13 protein-coding genes are annotated in these 18,442 nt (G+C 40.0%); 10 read left to right on the plus strand and 3 right to left on the minus strand.

Annotated features, from left to right (window positions below):
* Positions 1–82 precede the first annotated feature (82 nt).
* The 3 genes from VK664_RS26270 to VK664_RS26280 form a co-directional block, all read right to left on the minus strand.
* Positions 83–304, minus strand: a complete 222-nt coding sequence (locus VK664_RS26270; protein WP_461401696.1) for a hypothetical protein — start codon at positions 302–304, stop codon at positions 83–85.
* Between the two features lie 127 nt (positions 305–431).
* A complete protein-coding gene (locus VK664_RS26275; protein WP_461401728.1) occupies positions 432–641 on the minus strand; it encodes an isocitrate lyase/phosphoenolpyruvate mutase family protein in 210 nt (69 codons plus the stop codon).
* Between the two features lie 640 nt (positions 642–1,281).
* Positions 1,282–1,869, minus strand: coding sequence for a diheme cytochrome c-553 (locus VK664_RS26280; protein WP_461401697.1), 588 nt, complete (start codon positions 1,867–1,869; stop codon positions 1,282–1,284).
* A 197-nt stretch (positions 1,870–2,066) separates the two neighbouring features.
* Between VK664_RS26280 and VK664_RS26285 the strand changes: the two genes are divergently transcribed.
* From VK664_RS26285 to VK664_RS26330, 10 genes are all read left to right on the plus strand, one after another.
* Positions 2,067–3,371, plus strand: a complete 1,305-nt coding sequence (locus VK664_RS26285; RefSeq protein ID WP_461401698.1) for an OmpA family protein — start codon at positions 2,067–2,069, stop codon at positions 3,369–3,371.
* Positions 3,372–3,464: 93 nt separating this feature from the next.
* Positions 3,465–4,322: a hypothetical protein gene (locus tag VK664_RS26290; protein ID WP_461401699.1), complete on the plus strand. Its 858-nt coding sequence runs from the start codon at positions 3,465–3,467 to the stop codon at positions 4,320–4,322.
* Positions 4,323–4,427: 105 nt separating this feature from the next.
* Positions 4,428–7,463 (plus strand): ligand-binding sensor domain-containing protein, encoded by a 3,036-nt coding sequence (locus tag VK664_RS26295; protein ID WP_461401700.1) that lies wholly within the window; start codon positions 4,428–4,430, stop codon positions 7,461–7,463.
* Positions 7,464–7,480: 17 nt separating this feature from the next.
* Positions 7,481–8,515 (plus strand): sensor histidine kinase, encoded by a 1,035-nt coding sequence (locus tag VK664_RS26300; RefSeq protein WP_461401701.1) that lies wholly within the window; start codon positions 7,481–7,483, stop codon positions 8,513–8,515.
* A gap of 10 nt (positions 8,516–8,525) precedes the next feature.
* Entirely contained in the window at positions 8,526–9,596 is a 1,071-nt protein-coding gene (locus VK664_RS26305) for a sensor histidine kinase (RefSeq protein ID WP_461401702.1), read from the plus strand.
* Positions 9,597–9,721: 125 nt separating this feature from the next.
* The gene (locus tag VK664_RS26310; protein WP_461401703.1) at positions 9,722–10,504 is read left to right on the plus strand and encodes a LytR/AlgR family response regulator transcription factor; all 783 of its coding nucleotides are present in this window, start codon (positions 9,722–9,724) and stop codon (positions 10,502–10,504) included.
* Positions 10,505–10,614: 110 nt separating this feature from the next.
* Positions 10,615–13,176 (plus strand): beta-propeller fold lactonase family protein, encoded by a 2,562-nt coding sequence (locus tag VK664_RS26315; RefSeq protein ID WP_461401704.1) that lies wholly within the window; start codon positions 10,615–10,617, stop codon positions 13,174–13,176.
* Positions 13,177–13,273: 97 nt separating this feature from the next.
* On the plus strand, positions 13,274–15,292 hold the full coding sequence (locus tag VK664_RS26320) for a TonB-dependent receptor plug domain-containing protein (RefSeq protein ID WP_461401705.1): 2,019 nt from the start codon (positions 13,274–13,276) through the stop codon (positions 15,290–15,292).
* A 1,154-nt stretch (positions 15,293–16,446) separates the two neighbouring features.
* Positions 16,447–16,869: a hypothetical protein gene (locus tag VK664_RS26325; RefSeq protein WP_461401706.1), complete on the plus strand. Its 423-nt coding sequence runs from the start codon at positions 16,447–16,449 to the stop codon at positions 16,867–16,869.
* Positions 16,866–18,263, plus strand: coding sequence for a hypothetical protein (locus tag VK664_RS26330; RefSeq protein WP_461401707.1), 1,398 nt, complete (start codon positions 16,866–16,868; stop codon positions 18,261–18,263). Before VK664_RS26325 ends, VK664_RS26330 begins: the two co-directional genes overlap by 4 nt.
* Positions 18,264–18,442 lie beyond the last annotated feature (179 nt).

The raw sequence follows: 18,442 nt of genomic DNA on the forward strand, positions 1-18,442 counted from the left end.
ATTTAAGCTTAAATCCGGGAAATTAAGCTGATAATCAATTTTATATTTTTCAGGATAATGGAGGAGGCGACCGATAGAGTGTTCAGGCAAAGATAGCCTGGCTAACCATTAATGGGTTGAATTCAGTAACAATTGGATTGGCATCAAATGTATGTATTTTACTGTTAATATCAGTCTGAATAATGGCTTTTTGATGGTAAATACGATCGGGTATTTTTCTAAGAAAACCCGCCTGTACCCAAATTAAACATAATATTGCTGCAATATCTTTGCCGTTTTCCCCATATTGGTTTTTTAAGCTCATAATTAGACTTAAGTTTCGGGAACTCAAGCAAATAATGACCCAAAAAATGAAATCCGGGTATTTTGAACTTTTTCTGATTTGCTGGAAGCCGAAGGTTTTATCAAATGCAATTAACTAAGTAGCTGATTTAGATCCGCATAAGGTTTTGCTTCGTTTGAATAGGTAAGAGTTCCGTGAAGGGATATATTGGATCACCCAGTTTCCCGGTTGCATCGTCAATGGAGCCACCTGCTAATCCAATCTTTGCAGAAAGTATTATCGTTTCAGCACAAATGTCCGGATCGTCACCATATCCATTTTCCAGATCAGCAGATACCGGTAATGCACATGCGCTAATACCAAATTATCGTTTGACATCTACTTTTGCAAGTAGTACGTTCCAATAATCCCTAAATTTATTTGAAAGTCTTTTTTTAATATGTTCAGCACTTGTGAAAGTTCAATAGCGCTCTTTGACCCCTCTTTCTGGTAGACGAATGTGTATATAAAAATCTTTTTTTGGATTGACTTACTGTTAAATCGCAAATAGAAGTGTTCGCCATCATCCAATGCATATGGATCTTCCCGCGAATCAGTTAAACTAGAGATGTTAACGTGTAAGTCCTTTCTTGTTTTTGGCAAGACTGAAGTAAGCAAATTAAGATAAATATTATGCCACTTTTTATGTCTAAATTTTCAAATGCAGCTCGAATCATTTTATTAGAGAGATTACGATAATCAATACCTTAAATTATTATTTAATTACGTCAAAATTTAATTACTTCAAATTTTGGCTTATTTTATTTTAACTGAAGCGTTATCCAGGGTTTTTTGGAACAACAAATATGCCTTCCTCCGGTGGATCTTCATAAAAGTCTCAGCCCTTGACCGCAATTGTTCTTCATTCAACATATCCTGATTATATATATTTTTTCAAGATAATAAATCCTCAGATTGTCAATGTAAATCAGGCCAGGACTGTCTTGTTAATTTTATTTCTACTTTGCAGGCAGGTCCCTTGGTGCAATTGGCATGGGAACCGTATTTTTTATTGGTTTGATCGATTTCAGGTAAACAAATATTGCCTTGATGTCTTCCTCCCTGATATTTTTATAGTTCTCCCAGGGCATTGGCGGCAATAATGGCCGGGTACCATCAAGCCCTTTGAACTTGCCTTCAGTCAATGCTTTCCTGAACTGTTCTTCAGTCCAGGAACCTATACCTGTTTCATCGGAAGTAAGATTAGCAGCAAACGAAGCACCCCAGGGTCCAATCATCGCAGTACCACTCAAACTAAAAAGCACCCAGTCTTTTGTAGAAGTTGTATCAAAATGAAATACCGGTATTTCTGCAGGGTGTCCTGACAATATCCTGTCCATGTCCCTCGCCGGGCCTTGTGGTGTCATCTTCACGGGGGTATGACAATCATTACAACTCATAATTTCTACAAGATATTCTCCTCTTTTTACCAGGCTGTCTTTCGGGATCTCTGTTATTGCCTGTTTATCGGTTTGTGTATTACTGCAGGAAACAGCGATGAAGATCGTAGTAATGAAGGTGAAAACGATCAGGATGTTTTGCTTCATAATAAATGATTGTTGGTTGTTTTAAGACTTAGCCTGCCGGCTCCGGGGTTTACCCGGAATTTAAATTTTTTCATAACTCATAATTCATAATTCATAATTCTTTTTACCCCGTTCTATCCAAATTTGTCCCAACTGATGTATCTCGTCATTGCAACTGATCTTGTTCTAACAAATCTTTGCATTCATAAATATTACAAATGAAAAAAATAATCCTGCTTTCTGTATGTATATACCTATCTGTAAGGCCTGCCATTGCACAGCTTGGAGGATTTGCCAACAAAATAAATAATAAGGTAACGAATAAAGCAGCCCAACGTGCTGATCAGAAAATAGATAAAAAAATAGACGAGGCCCTCGATGCTGCAGAGGGTAAATCTCCAAAACCAGCCTCCACTAACAACTCAAATTCTGCTACGAATAATTCAACCCAAACCGCAGGTATAAGCGACAAGTCAATAACAAGTTACTCTAAATTTGATTTCGTTCCCGGAGATAAAATTGTTTATGCTGATGATTTTACCGGAGACGAAATTGGCCAGTTGCCTTTACACTGGAATACCCAGGGCAAGGCTGAATTAGTAAATATAGAAAAGCAGCCAGGGAATTGGTTGCGATTGTTTCCAACAGCTGTTTACCTGCCAGGTAATAAACAAACATTCACCAAAAACTTTACGGTGGAGTTTGACCTGTTGCTTGATATGAAGAACACCGGCTATACTTATCCCTATTTTTCTTTCGGACTGTTAAGTAGTGGTGATGCAGATCCGGCTGATAATGAATTCCTGAAATCATACCGGTCAATCCAGTCAGCTGAGATATATGTTCGCCTTGCTTCAGGTGGAACTACCGGAACTTATATGGAAAGCTTTGATGCAGGAAAAAAGCATTTTCAGTCAGAAACACAACAACTTTCTAACCTGGAAAACTTTTATGGTAAGTCTACCCATGTTTGTATCCAGGTGCAGGAAAGCCGCCTGCGGGTTTGGTTCAATGGTGAAAAGAAGTTTGATCTCCCACGCGCTTTACCCGTAGCGGCTTTGTTCAATAATATGTTCTTCAGGACCTTTTCTTCAAGCTATAAGGAAGAAGAACTCGGATTTTATATTTCGAATATTAAAGTAGCAGCAGGCGTTCCGGACGTCCGGCATAAGTTGCTTGATGAAGGTAAATTTTCGACAACGGGGATTTTATTTGATGTAAATACTGCCATTATAAAACCAGAGAGCAATGGAGTGCTGAAAGAAATGGGGGATATACTCAGCAAAAACCCGGGGCTAAGTATACTAATTGTTGGACATACCGACAATGACGGTAGTGATGCTGATAATCTTTCATTATCTAAAAAAAGGGCCGCTGCCATAAAAACTGCATTGGTAAAAGATTTCAGCATTGATGAATCGCGTATCAATACAGATGGTAAAGGAGAATCGGAACCTTCAGGTGATAACAAAACCAAAGAAGGCAGAGCCGCAAACAGACGCGTCGAATTCCTAAAACAATAATCCCAATACTAACAAATTAACTCAAAGTTCTTAATTGATATTTTAACATACAACAAACAACCCCTCACTCATCACTATTTAACACACTTTTTTATGAAACAACAATTCTCAAAAAACTACCGTTCAGTTTTAAAATTGACAAGTCTTTGTATCATGCTTTTTGTTACCGGCATCTCATTATCATCCTACAATCGGGCTGCCAGGACCGCTGACGATTTGTGGAAGCAGCTTGGCATCAGTCAGCAACAAGGTTCAGACAAAATTAAGAGCAGCTTTATGAATGGATATCTTGACTATTGGGGTGTAAGAAATATTAAAAATATTACTTCCGGCAACAAAGCCATGCTGGCAAAGGATCTTCTCACCTATACGAAAACGTATCTCAACAGTGCTGCAGTAAAAGCGGCATATGCAAAGGAACGTGAATCTGTTAAGCCTTATGCCCCGGTCGCAAAATCCACTACAAAAGAAGATATTCGTAAGGAACAGATTGATGGTATGAAAAAAGCTATTGAAAATACGGAAGATATGATCAAAAAATTTCCGGACATGGAGAAAGCAGCCCGCAAATCCATTGCCGAATTTGAAAAAACCATTAAAGACTTTGAAAAACCAGACAGCAAAATTATTGAGATTTTGTACCAGGGTAAACTTTCCGAAATTAAGATGAACGACGACAGGTACAAAGAAAGTTTGAAAAGCTGGGAAAAGAGTTATCCTACCGACTACCGCTTAAAGCTTCGTTCCTACCTGGAGAAATATATTGCCACAGCTGCAACTGTTGATTTTGATGCCGCGCTTACAGAAAAATACAATAAGAAAGTATTTGTAAATCCTGTATTTGAAGGTAAAAATGACGAATGGAAAATGATTTTCAGGGCGGGCAAAGAGGTTTACGATGTAGCAAAGCCATTCGCTGACCAGTGGTTGAAGGAGTTATCAGCCCTATAGTGTGTATGAATTGAATAAAAACGGGTATGGATTGTTGAAAGCAGGCAAGCCGCAACGGAAATGTAATGCGCAGGTTCATTACATTTGGATGATAAAACTGAAACCTTGCGTTTAATATTTCTGTTAATTATTTCATTAAGCTGTTTAGTCTCCAACACGCAGGCACAAACGCAGAAATATTTGTTTACTTATCTCGGTATTAAAGACGGGCTGCTGGCTGATAATATTATTGCTGTTCAGCAGGATGACAAGGGTTTTATTTGGATAGCATCCCACAATACATTGCAGCGTTATGATGGACAACGTCTCCTGAACTTTTACCAGGATCCGGCCAATGAAACTTCGTTACCACAAGGAGGGATAAGGGGAATCAAACTGGATAAAAAAAACCGGCTCTGGGTGCTTTCAGGAACTGTATCTGTGGGATATTTTGATGTGAATACTTTCAGGTATAAAGCGGTTAAGATAAAGCAGGTGCCCGGAAATGCGGGCCAGGCAGCGACCGCCTTATATATCGACAAGGATGACAACGTTATCCTCATTTATGTGGGCTTCGGATATCTTACCTATGATGAAGAAGATAGCGCTTTTTCATCAACCAATAATCCGTTCCAGGTCCCTGCGGGCTGGGAGCCGCTTTATCTATGGCAGGATTCAAGTCGCAATTATTGGTTAGGGTCACACGCGGGATTATTAAAATACAACGGGACAAAACAACAGTTGTCTTACCGTGGACATAATAGTGAAGAGGATCCGGTCATTCACCATTTCGAATATGCAAGAACAGTTGTTTTTGCAATGGTAGACCGAACCGGCAGATTCTGGGTTACATCATGGCCCGAAAATAAGTTGCAGATCAGGAGTTACTGGCCACCGGAAAACAAGGAAACAGAATGGTTCGTTCCGGTTAACCGGGGCATGAAAGGACGATACTTTGAGCTGCAGGGTATCACTGAATTTTCTGACGGTTCACTATGGATGGGGGGTGTAAACATTTTTGCCAAAGTAAACGCTGCTGTTACGGAGATAGAACCGGTATTCAGCAATGCCTCTGAAGAGTACAGCATAAGATATGATTATATATTTTCCCTCTATGAAGACCGGGAAAGAAACATGTGGGTATGCACCAATAAAGGTCTGTTTTGGTTCAATCCGGGCGCCCAGTTATTTAAATCTGTGGCAAACAGAACGGCGGACAGGGATTCTGCCTACACCTCGGATGTAACGGACGTTCTTGAAACCGCAGATGGCAAGCTCCTGGTGAGTACCTGGGGGAATGGAATATTCCCTTATGACCAGTCGTTCAATCCCGTGGTTTCTGACTATTCTGACCGGAGTAATCCCCTGGGTGAAGGTATGGCCTGGTGCATGATTCAGCGTTCGAATGGTGATATCTGGAAAGGCATCCAGGATGGGCATCTCTTTATCTATTATGCAGCCTTGCGAAAAACAAAGAAACTACATCCGGCTGTTTTTGAAAACAGCACTATTCGTCAGATCGAGCAGGATAAAAAAGGGAATATCTGGTTAGGCACAAATCGTGGGAATATCGTTAAATGGGAATCGGGTACAGGGAATTTTGTTCTGCAACATAGGCTTAAAGCGATCATCGGTAGAATATATGTTGATGACGATAATTATGTTTGGGTTTGTACCGATAGAAATGGAGTGTATAAACTTAATTCAGAAGATGGAAATATTGTGGCGAGATACGGTGACGTTGGTGCAAAAGGAAAAACACTGCGCATAAACGGTGCTGCAGATGTTATCAGGTATAACGATTCGCTCTTTATGATCGCGGCAGATGGATTGGCAATTTTGAATGTTCATACCCAGGACATCAACTACACTCCTGGTCAAAAAATTGGTCTGCCTTTGCCACATATTACCAACCTGGTCAAAGACAGGGCAGGATATGTATGGATGACTACAGCTGCAGGTATCTTAAGTTATCATCCTTTCAAAAAAAAACTAAGCCTGTATGATGCGCTTGATGGTATTCCTACCAATTCATTCAGCGTAGCGAGCAGTGTAAAATTAAAGGATGGTCGGATTGCGGTTGGTACCAATCACGAATTGATAGTTTTTGATCCTTCCCGGGTCACCGTAAGTGACTATGTTCCGCCCCGGGTTCAGATTGCAGGTTTCGCGGTGATGAATAATACTTTAAACTATGATTCACTTAAAAGTTTGCCCCAGATAAATCTGCAGCATTATGAGCATTCAGTAACGCTCCAGCTGTCCACGCTCACCTTTCAAAATATTACCGAGATCTTTTACCGCATGGAGGGCCTGGATAAAGACTGGGTATCGGCAGGAAATGCTAAACAGGCGACCTTTAATTACCTGGATGCCGGCACTTATGTTTTTAAAACCGCCTGCCGCGATGCCGATGGGAGAATGGGGGAGATTACAGAACTCAAAATACGCGTGTTCTCTCCCTTCTGGCAAACCTGGTGGTTTTATTCAATGCTGATTCTTTTAGTGGTCACCCTGATATTCTGGGCAGACAGGATAAGGCTAAAGAACATTTACCGCGAACAACAGATCCGCTCTGGCATTGCCGCCAACCTTCACGAGGAAGTAAATACAACATTACAAAATATAAATGTGCTGAGTGAAATCGCTGGATTTAAAGCTGACGAAAATCCTGAGCAATCAAAAGGGTTTATCTACGATATCAAGCAAAAGAGTCGTAACATGGTTGTTGCCATGGGGGATGTGTTGTGGAGCATAGATCCCTTGAATGACGACATGAATAAAACGATCAACCGGATACATGAACATCTTGAGTCGTTCCGGAACAGGTACCAGGCAAGCATTGAAGTCCGTATTGATCCGACTATAAAAAATACAAAGCTTGATATGAACATGCGGCACGAACTGATGGTAATATTCAAGCTGGCGCTTACTAATCTCGTGGAAATTCTGCGATCGGAACATACTGTGGTTCAGCTTGACAGGGGCAGGAAAACGCTCATTCTGAATATATATTCAACTCAAAATGCAGTGCTGAAATCCACCCATCTTATGTCTAAAAATATAAATGAAATGAAAAAAAGAGCAACTAATATAAATGCAACCCTGGATGTTCAAAATGATGAAGCGGGAGCTTATGTATTGCTGATAATGAAAGTGTAACCGCTCAATATGATTTTATGAAGGAGAAAAGATATAGCAGTCATGAGGGCAAAATTTTCCTTTGGGCAATGATTCCATATACTGTCATTATCAATGGGATGGTTTTTGGAGGATGTTTTGCCCAGGATCTTATTGCTTTCACAAAGATCAGTGCCTTGGGTATTTTCTATTTCGCGTCAGTTTACAGTGCTTTTGGACTGGTAGCTTTTGTCGTTAAAAAAAGATACCCCGAAGATGGGAATTTTTTCAGGCGTATTGGCATTATGCTTCCATTGTTTTATTTGCTGAACATATGCGTAATGCAGGGCCTGTATTCGGTAAATGAATGGCTTCAGCCGGCAGGTTGTGAACCAAACCGGAACATGGAATGGTGGGTCACCCTTTTCGGTTGCTTTGCCAGTACCGTTCTCACTTTTGTGAACGAAGCCGCGGCGGGTTGGGACAAATGGAAAGCATCGGTTATTGAAACCGAACAATTAAAAAACGCTTATCAAAAAACCAAACTCTTAGGGCTCAAAGGACAGGTTAAGCCCCATTTTTTGTTCAATTGTTTTAATAGTTTATCCAGTCTTATCCATGAAGATGTTTATGCAGCGGAACATTTTCTGAATGAAATGACAAGGGTTCACTGGTATATGTTGAGAAGTGATGACGATCAATTGACCGAGTTAAAGGAGGAATTGAAGTTTGCCAATTCCTACCTCTACCTGATACGGGAAAGGTTTGGTGATGCAGTGGAAACCCATATTGAAACCGATGCAGCAAATGGTGAACTTTTATTACCGCCATTGACACTGCAGGTGATCCTTGAAAACATTATTTATAATAACACAACCAGCAGAACTGCCCCATTATCCATCTATGTTAGCTGTGAAGAAGGTCAATTACTAATCAGGCATACTATAAATGCGAAAAAACGCAGTGATAAGGCAGATGAAGAGGAGGGGTTGGACAATCTTATAAAAAAATATTTATTGCTGAACAACAGTGTGATCACCATCAGGGAATCGGGAACGGAAAGAAATATCCTTTTGCCACTCATAGCAAAGTAAAGTTAGCAACATGAAAATGGAAAAACGGGTTTCTCTCAGGCTGATAGGATTCATTATTGCCATGCCATTTGTAGCATGGTTACTCAATTACATACTTTACGATGAGCGTTTGTATACGGATTGGCGAATCTGGTTATTTTCATTTCCTTTTATCTGTTTTTTGGGATTCCTTACCTGGCTGTTGCAGATCTGGTGCCTGGACAAAATCCAGGCCAGGTTCCCCGCGCTTAACCAGACTGCTACCAGGGTTCTGATCTTAATGGGATTGTCTGCGTTGGCAGTAACTTTTTCGCTGTTCATCATCTTTTTTATTTATGATTATTTCGCAATTATTGGTTATCGCAATTCAAGACAGGATAGACGGCTTGGATTGATACTTGGTATTTCAGTAAATCTTATATATATAACTCTATGTGAAGTTTTTTATAGTATTGATAAATACAAAGAAAATCTTGCAGAAAAGGAACTGCTTGAGCATATGAATGTGATGCAGGAATTCGAGAATTTGAAGAGCCAGGTAAATCCTCATTTTTTATTTAATTGTTTCAATACGCTTTCATCCCTGATGTTTGAAAACAAACAGGAGGCTGAGATTTTTCTCGACGAATTGAGTAAGGTTTATCGTTACCTGTTGCGAACAAATGTTGGAGGAGTGGCAACCCTGGCTAACGAAATAAAGTTCATCAGCAGTTATTATCAATTGCTGAAAACCCGGCATGGTGATGCTTTGCATATGCAGCTGGAGATCGATAAAAAATACCATAATTACCTGTTACCATCTTTTAGTCTCCAGTTGCTGGTAGAAAATGCGGTAAAGCATAATGTGGCTAGTCGCCAGCATCCATTAAAACTCGAAATTTTCACTACATCAGGAAACCAGCTGGTGGTGAACAATAACCTGCAACCTAAAATCAAAAAAGAAAGATCAACGAGTATTGGATTAAACAATATCAGGCATAAATATAAATTGATGCAGCAACCCGGCTTCCAGGTAGTTGAAGGTGAACGGAATTTTATGGTTGTATTGCCACTGGTCTGGGACAATTCAATAGTAAACCGGGATGTTCCTGTGGATTTTTAAAATATTAATAAACAACCCTGCTGTTTCGTTGTGAAACTAAGACCGGGGTATTCTATGGGATAAAAATAAATTTTGAGCAAATTTTCATGATATTATTATTTGATTAAAAACTAAAGGAAAATTTTATGAACATATTAATTGTAGAAGACGAAGACCTGGCTGTAAAAAAATTGCTCAAAACACTTTCAGAAGTTGATGAAACCTGCACGGTAGTAGGCATCAGCGATAGCATTGAATCTACCGTGCAATGGCTGGAACAAAATCTCGAACCCGACCTGATCCTGATGGATATTGAACTGGCAGATGGCGAGAGTTTTGAAATTTTTAAAATGGTGGAATTGAAAGCACCGGTTATTTTCACAACCTCATATGATGAATATGTATTGAAAGCATTTAAAGTTAACAGCATCGATTATCTTTTAAAACCGGTACAAAAAGAAGAATTGTCAGCGGCCCTGGCTAAGTTCCGGTCTGTTAAAAAGGCATATGAAGGGGAAGCCAGGCTACCAGGAAATTTACAGGTGGAAAATCTTATCAGGGAGCTTCAGCAAAAGCTGCAGTTAAAAGATTACCGGAAAAGATTCCTGGTTAAGCATGCTCAAAAGTTAATGAGTATTGATGTTGAGGATATTTCTTATTTCTATAGTGATGGAAGGTTAAACTTCTTCAGAACCCAGGATAATAAAAAATTCGTTGTTGATTACACTATGGATGAATTGGAAGATATGCTCGATCCCAATAAATTCTTCCGGATCAGTCGTTCATTTTTTGTTAGTATTGAAAGTGTTGACAAAATCGATGATTACTTTGGGCATCGCCTGATTTTGTCTTTAAAGCCTGGCCACGATAAGGAAGTGACTGTAAGCAGGGAGAAGGTGACTTTGTTTAAAAAATGGATGGGAAAGTAGGCGTTCACAACATAACACACAGTTAATGTACCAGAAGGATGATCTTATCCTAAAGTATTACTTTTGAATGCTGAATTTCACCTTGCCAACAAAACACTATCCATTTCATTATGAAAAAAATAACCATATCAACGCTGCTTTTGATTTGTTCTTATTTGAGTTCTGCGCAAAAAGACTCACTTGAAAGCCGCTTGTCAAAAAACAGGGTCCGGCTACCCAATGGCTGGCACCTTTCTCCTGCTGGTCGGTCAATTCCGTTAGGTGATCTTCCTTTGAATATTGCTGTTTCCAGGTCAAAAAAATATATAGCCGTAACCAACAACGGCCAAAGCATACAAAGTATTCAACTCATCGATCCAAAAAAAGAAACAATTCTTCATACAGTCATAATTCCGAAATCGTGGTATGGTCTGAAGTTCAGTAGTAATGAGCAATTTTTGTATGCTTCCGGTGGCAATGATAACCGGATACTTAAATATGCTATCATCAGCAATAAGCTACAGTTGAAAGACAGTATAATCCTTGGAAAACCATGGCCGGTAAAAATTTCTCCCGCAGGTCTGGAAATTGACGATGTTGCAAATCTCATGTATGTTGTGACCAAGGAAAATAATTCATTGTATGTTATCAACCTTGAAGATAAAAAAGTTATTCAGACAATTGAGCTTGGCAAGCAAGCTTATGGCTGTTTGTTATCGAATGATAAAAAGGAGCTTTATATTTCTTCATGGGGCGGAGACAAGGTTCTGATCTATGATACAAGGCAAAGAAAACTGGTTGGAGAGGTGGCAGTAGGTGATAATCCCAATGAATTATTGCTGAATAAAAAGGGCAGCGTTTTATATGTTGCCAATGCAAATGACAACAGTGTTTCCGTTATTGATATCAGGAAGCGAAAAGTACTTGAGGTTTTAAACGCTGCTTTATATCCAAACTCTCCGGCTGGCTCTACATCAAATGGGCTTGCACTCTCAACAAATGAAAGCAAATTATATGTCGCTAATGCAGATAATAATAGCCTTGCAGTGTTTGATGTTTCTGTAACAGGGCGAACCAAATCGAAAGGATTTATACCTGTTGGATGGTATCCTACTAATATAAAGGTGATCGGGTCAAAAATATTTGTATCCAATGGGAAGGGTTTCTCTTCCTTTCCTAACCCGGATGGCCCTAATCCGGTTGAACCCCGGCAAAATGTTGTCCGTCACCTGGGAGATACCTCAGGTACCGTGATGGCAGGATATATTGGTGGTTTAATGAAGGGAACTATGTCAATTATTGATGAACCAACAGACGCGAACCTGGCTATATATTCAAAAGCGGTTTATACCAATAGTCCGTTTTCAAAAGACAGGGAGACAAATAGCGCCGGGGAGGCAGGAAATCCCATACCAATGAAAGTGGGAGAGAAGTCTCCTATCAAATATGTGTTTTATATAATTAAGGAAAACAGGACCTATGACCAGGTATTGGGAGATGTGCCTGAAGGAAATGGCGATACAAGCATTGTATTGTTTGGAGAAAGAATAACTCCGAATCAGCATAAACTTGTTAAAGAGTTTGTACTGCTTGATAATTTTTATGCTGATGGTGAGGTAAGTGCCGATGGCCATAACTGGAGTACTTCAGCACATGCTACCGATTACCTTGAAAAAAACTGGGTAACCAGCTATGGCGGCCGGGGTGGAACATATCCCGGCGAAGGACAATCAGAAATCGCTAATCCTAAAAAAGGTTTTATCTGGGATTATGCCCAACGTGCCGGCCTTACTTATCGCACTTATGGCGAGTTTGCTGATGGTGGCAAAGCAAATATCCCAGCATTGGTTGATCATTTTTGTACTTATTTCCCCGGTTATGATCTTAAGATCCGGGATACACTCAGGTTTAATTTATGGAAGCGGGATTTTGATTCTCTCGTCGCCATCAATGCGGTACCTCAACTAAATACCCTTCGATTTAGCAATGATCACACCGAGGGTCTGCGACTAAATAGCACAACGCCTTTTGCACATGTTGCTGATAACGACCTCGCTGTCGGATTATTTGTTGAACATCTCTCAAACAGCCCTATCTGGAAAGAGTGCGCAGTTTTTATTATTGAAGATGATGCTCAAAACGGACCAGACCATGTTGACGCACATCGTACCACTGCTTATGTTGCGGGTCCATTTGTAAAACGCGGATTTGTTGATACTACTATGTACTCCACATCATCAATGTTGCGGACTATCGAACTGATTTTGGGATTGCCTCCTATGAGCCAGTATGATGCGGCTGCGACACCGATGTTTAAAAGTTTTACGGCTGATGCAAATCTTACTGCATTTAAATCATTGCCATCCAACATAAACCTGAATGATAAAAATACTGCCAGAAACGCCACGGCAAGACTTAGCGCTGATATAGATCTGAGTAAAGAAGACCGGGTACCTGATCTGCTGTTTAGCGAAATAATCTGGAAAGCGGTGAAAGGCGAGGACAGTGAAATGCCCGCACCCCGTCGAAGTGCTTTTGTCAACGTCGCCGACGATGATGATGAGGATGGTGACGAAGATGAGGAAATCGGAAAAGAAAAGACTGCAAAAACAAACAAAAACTCCCCGAATAAAAATGCCGCTTCTAAATTAAATAGTACTCCAAAGAAAAAGAAGACTCCGGATGACAAGTAATCAGTAAGACGCGGGTAGACAACAACACCATTTGAATTTGAAATGTTCGACCGCAATTGATAAAAATTAATCTTAGAAACAAGCACTGAAATCCGTTATGAGAAAAATCAAACTGACAGTATTAGTATCGCTGGCATTTACAACTGGAGCTTTTTCCCAAAAAGACACTTCAAAACTATTGGATGAAGTTACTGTAACAGCAACCCGTAAGGCACAAAGAGATCTGTTGGTTCCTTATTCTACGGAATCAGTTTCCAAAGCTTATCTCCAAAACTATCAATCGCGTTCTACGCCAGAAGCATTGATCGGTACAACCGGGGTATTTGTTCAAAAAACAAATCATGGAGGGGGATCACCTTTTATCAGGGGGCTAACCGGTAACCAGACTTTAATTTTGATTGACGGCATCAGGCTGAATAATTCAACCTTTCGCTACGGTCCGAATCAATATCTCAACACCATTGATCCCTTTACCATCAACCAGATTGAGGTTGCAAAAGGAACAGGTTCGGTACAATATGGTTCTGATGCTATGGGTGGAGTGATCCAGGTATTTACAGCTGACCCAAAATTTTCAACTGGTAAACCTGTATGGTCGGGTAAAGCGGTCGGAAAATTTATGACCGGTGGTATGGAAAAAACCGGAAGGGGAGAAGCAAGCTACAGTGCAGGCGGTGCAGCGGCAACAATCGGTGCTACTTATAAAAACTTTGGTGATTTAATTGGGGGTGATACAACTGGCAAACAATCTCCTTCGGGATATGAAGAATATTCATTTGATGTCAAAACCAGGTTTGTTCTTCGTCCAAATATCGGGCTGACGCTGGCACACCAGTTTTTGCAGCAACAACAAGTACCGGTTTATCATAAGGTTCAGCTGGAAAATTTTGCCGTCAACGAATTCGATCCACAGCGAAGGATGTTGACTTATGCAAAACTGAGTATAGAAGGTAAACAGCCATCGCTGAATAGAATTGACATGACTGCCTCCTGGCAGCAGCATATGGAAGGAAGAAACAGCAGGAAAAACGGAACCGACATACTTCGTATGGAAAAAGATAAAGTGAATACCATTGGGTTCACAACCGATATCAATTCAGAATTTTCAAAATCCTGGTCCGCGAATTCAGGAATAGAATTATATTATGACAAAGTAAATAGCGGTACCGAAGATTTGAATATTCAAACCGGTGCAAGTGCCAAAAAAAGAAGGCTTTATCCGGATGGGTCTGAATATGGCAATTATTCCATCTATTCATTACATCATGTTGATCTTAACAAATGGTTGATTGAAGCAGGTGTTCGATATAATTTTTTCCAGATCAATATTAATGATACTACTCTTGGAAATGTGAAGATAAGTCCCTCTTCTTTTGTTTATAATGCATCGCTGCTTTATAAGATAACAATATCGCAAAGTGTTTATGCAAGTTTCAACACTGGTTATCGTGCCCCCAATGTGGATGATATGGGCACGCTGGGAATTGTTGATTTCAGGTATGAAGTTCCCGCTTATGATCTTGAACCGGAGCGATCACGCACCATTGAGTTGGGTTATAAATTGGAGGCAGGTAAATGGGCAGCGAGTTTATCCGGTTATTATATGCATCTCAATAATTTAATTACAAGGGTTAAATCAGATACCGAAGTAATTAATGGCTATCCCGTTTATAAAAAAGAAAATGTTGAGGAAGCATATATAGAAGGTCTTGAAGCCGAATTGGCTTACGAACTGATGACCGGATGGAACATTAGCGGAAATATTTCTCTCACAAAAGGTCAGAGTCTTACCAGGTCAGAGCCGCTTAGGAGAATACCGCCTGTCAATGGCCGTTTACTAAGCACTTATCAGTATAAGAAATGGTTTGGTTCAGCAGAGTTTCTGATTGCAGCAGAGCAGACTCGTCTTGCGCAGGGTGATAAAGAGGATAACCGTATCCCAAGGGGTGGTACGCCGGGTTGGAATGTATTTAATCTTTATGGTGGTTATCAGTTCGGGGCATTGAAGCTCAATCTTGCTTTTCTAAACATATTGAATCAAGATTACAGAACCCATGGATCTGGAATCAATGGGGTAGGAAGGAGTGTTAGTTTAGCTGCAACTGTGGTGCTGTAATTAGGGTTAAATCAAACTTCGATGCAAGGGTTAGCTTTTTGTTTGGGAAAAGTTCTATTCTTGTAATAATGGGAAATTCATGGAGAAAATTTGGCAGGGCAGTGAGTCATTCGGCGAACCGCATAGTTTGTGTTTTTGCAGTGAATTATTAATAAGATATTTAGAACGAAGGTTCGAATCTTCTCTTCCCGACAAGAATAGCTGTCAAAAGCTATTAATCCTTGTAAATATTGATTATTTACAGGGATTTTTTCTTTTATCCCTATCAGTTTATAGCCAATAATAGCAAAACTCCTGTGAGTAAATCCGTGAGTAAAACAAGGCATAGCCTTTGTACTCACAGATTGACCGATAATTTATTCATCCTCAAAATGTTGCGTCAATTTTTTTTGACATTTTTTGACAGGATTCGAAATGGATTCGAACGTGCGGACTGACTAACAAGGTGAAGAGTGAATTCAAATCATTTCAAAACGTATCAAAAAAGGAGGATCGAATGAACACAAACCAATTATATACTTGGCTTCCGGAATAGGAAGGCGGGCATTATCCAATTGGGCAACAAGTTCTGCACGATGGAGTAAGTAATTTATCGTGCGTTTATGATTGTGGTATATGGACTTTACCTTCTTCTTGCATGTATGTGCTAAATTCATCGATTGCTATAGAAAGTCGTTTGCACTTTTCTTAATTTTTCGATATCGTCAATGATCTGATGAAGTTGAAAATCTTAAATTGAAGAGATATTGAGTGTTGGGTTGTTCACTACAAAGACGTCTCCTCGGGTGAATTTGAACAATAATTTTAGTATTCGCTTTCCATTCTTTTCTTTATCGTGATAATATCTTTTCCGAAAGCCATATGGATCCTTCATATTTTCTTTCGCCTCACAAGAGATACAAGAGCTAAATTTTTCTGTTAAATGAGCACAAAAGTCTTTCGACGGGCAATTTCGATCATTCATCGAAAATTCTTCGCCCTAAGATTCATTTTAACATTCTTGCACGCGCTTAGCAATGTTGCTTAAGATGAAGTCATTTACGTGATTTTTTTCGTCATGTTTAAACAACAACCTCTTTAGGAGGCGAAAACCACTGGTTAAAATACAAAGCGCATCCTAGTGATTAGCGCATGTATTATTTCAATGATAATCTATGAAAACATTTTTTCTTTACATCGTCACACTCACGTTTGTTCTGAATCTTTCCGGTCAGATTGCTCCACTAGGTAAAACGGATTATCCCAAAGTTGTTCAACCTTCCCCGGAGGCTGCTTCTCTCGGCAAGTATGGAGATGTTCCGGTCTCACTTGCTAGTGGCCTTGCTCAGATCGGGATAGACATGTATAACCTAAGGGTCGGTGATATTGAGGTGGGAGTAAATTTAAGTTATCATTCTGGTGGTATCAGAGTGGATGAGATCGCATCCAGTGTAGGACTAGGGTGGAATTTAAATGCGGGAGGGGTTATCACGCGTGCAATTTTAGGAACCGCGGATTTTGTCAATGATGCAACACCTTACCCATCGGCAAACTTCAACCCTGGTGTTTCATTCGACCGCGCAGATGATCGTCAATGAATCACCCTAACTATGCTGATTATCATAAGGCCCATGAGATTATTGTTGAGAATATGGATACCGAGAGAGATATTTATTACTACAATTTCCTGGGGCAGTCTGGTAAGTTTGTGAGAGATAGAAATTTGAAACCAAGGCTCATTCCATATAATTCTGATATAAGAATTGAATTTGTAGATCAATCTTACTTTAACGGCTTTATAATAACAGATCAAAAAGGTTATCGGTTTTTCTTTGACGTACAAGAATCCATTACTAATGTCGATGCTGTGTGCACGGTCGGCACTGAAAGTCCCAGACTTGACCCAATATACCCGAGAACAGCATGGTTCTTATCAAAAATAATTAGTCCAAGTAATTGGACCGTAGATTTTCAATATGAAAATTATAGCTATACCATAGAGCGAAGCTTGTCTCAAGTAAAATACTTTGTGGAATACAATGGCACAGGATGTATTAATTCCCTGACTGATAGAAGTTGCACGCGAATTGAAACGATAGCAGCTGTTCGTCTGAAAAAGATTTCAAATACAGAAACTAACTCTGAAGTTTTGTTCGAATACTCTGCTGCTCCTCGTCTTGATCTTTCCTATCAAAACGTGGCTCAAGGAAAGTCGTTGGAGAAGGTAATAGTTCGTCATAAAAATGTGACACGAAAAACCTGGCAACTTTCTTATAGCTATTTCATGCTCCAAAATTCTCCCACGAGGCTGAAGCTAGTTGCAGTTAAGGAAGATAGCAAACCTGCATATACCTTTTCTTATAATGAAGAGCATTCCATGCCGTGGAGATTCGCGTTTTCGCAGGATCATTGGGGGTTTTATAATGGAAAACTTAATTCTTCGTTGGTGCCTGCTTATCCAAGCATAGGGGTGACGACTGGTGCGGATAGGGATCCCGATTCTGTCTACATGCAGTCTTCTGTACTTAATAAGATAACCTATCCTACAGGAGGATCATCGATCTTCGCTTATGGTCCTCATCTCAATACGGTTACCGAGGAACAAACAACAAATGTGCCTGAGAGTGTAATTTTCAATGTAAACTCAGGCACCAATACATTTATCACTGAAACCTCGTTTCTTTTGCCACTTGGTGCTAATAACATTACGTGGAGCTGGACGTTGAACCCTATCGCTTACGATGATCAGATGACCGCTGAATTGCTGGATGGTACAACATTAATCGCCTCTGTGCCAACCGGAGAAGGTACTGCAGTTTTATCTTTGGGCGGAAGCACAGGATTAACTCCTGGTCACACATATAAAATCAGGATTTCCCGTAACAATAATACTGACCCAGGATCAGTGACTATTAACTGGCTGAAATCTGTTACGGCAACGGTAACACATGAAAAAATTATTTTCGGAGGTTTGAGAATTTCGTCAATATAAAATTACGGCACAGCAAACGAACTAATAGGGCAGAAATATTACAATTATAATTCCTTAACTGAGCCACAAATCAGTACGGCCAAACTGCCAGCGCCGTATTATTTCAACTATTACAGCAGTATCCTGCCCGGCCGGAGTGCGGATGACCCACAGGATCATCCTGGAGATGTTAATCATTA

It is taken from the genome of Flavitalea sp., assembly GCF_035489435.1.
GTDB lineage: Bacteria > Bacteroidota > Bacteroidia > Chitinophagales > Chitinophagaceae > DATHKG01.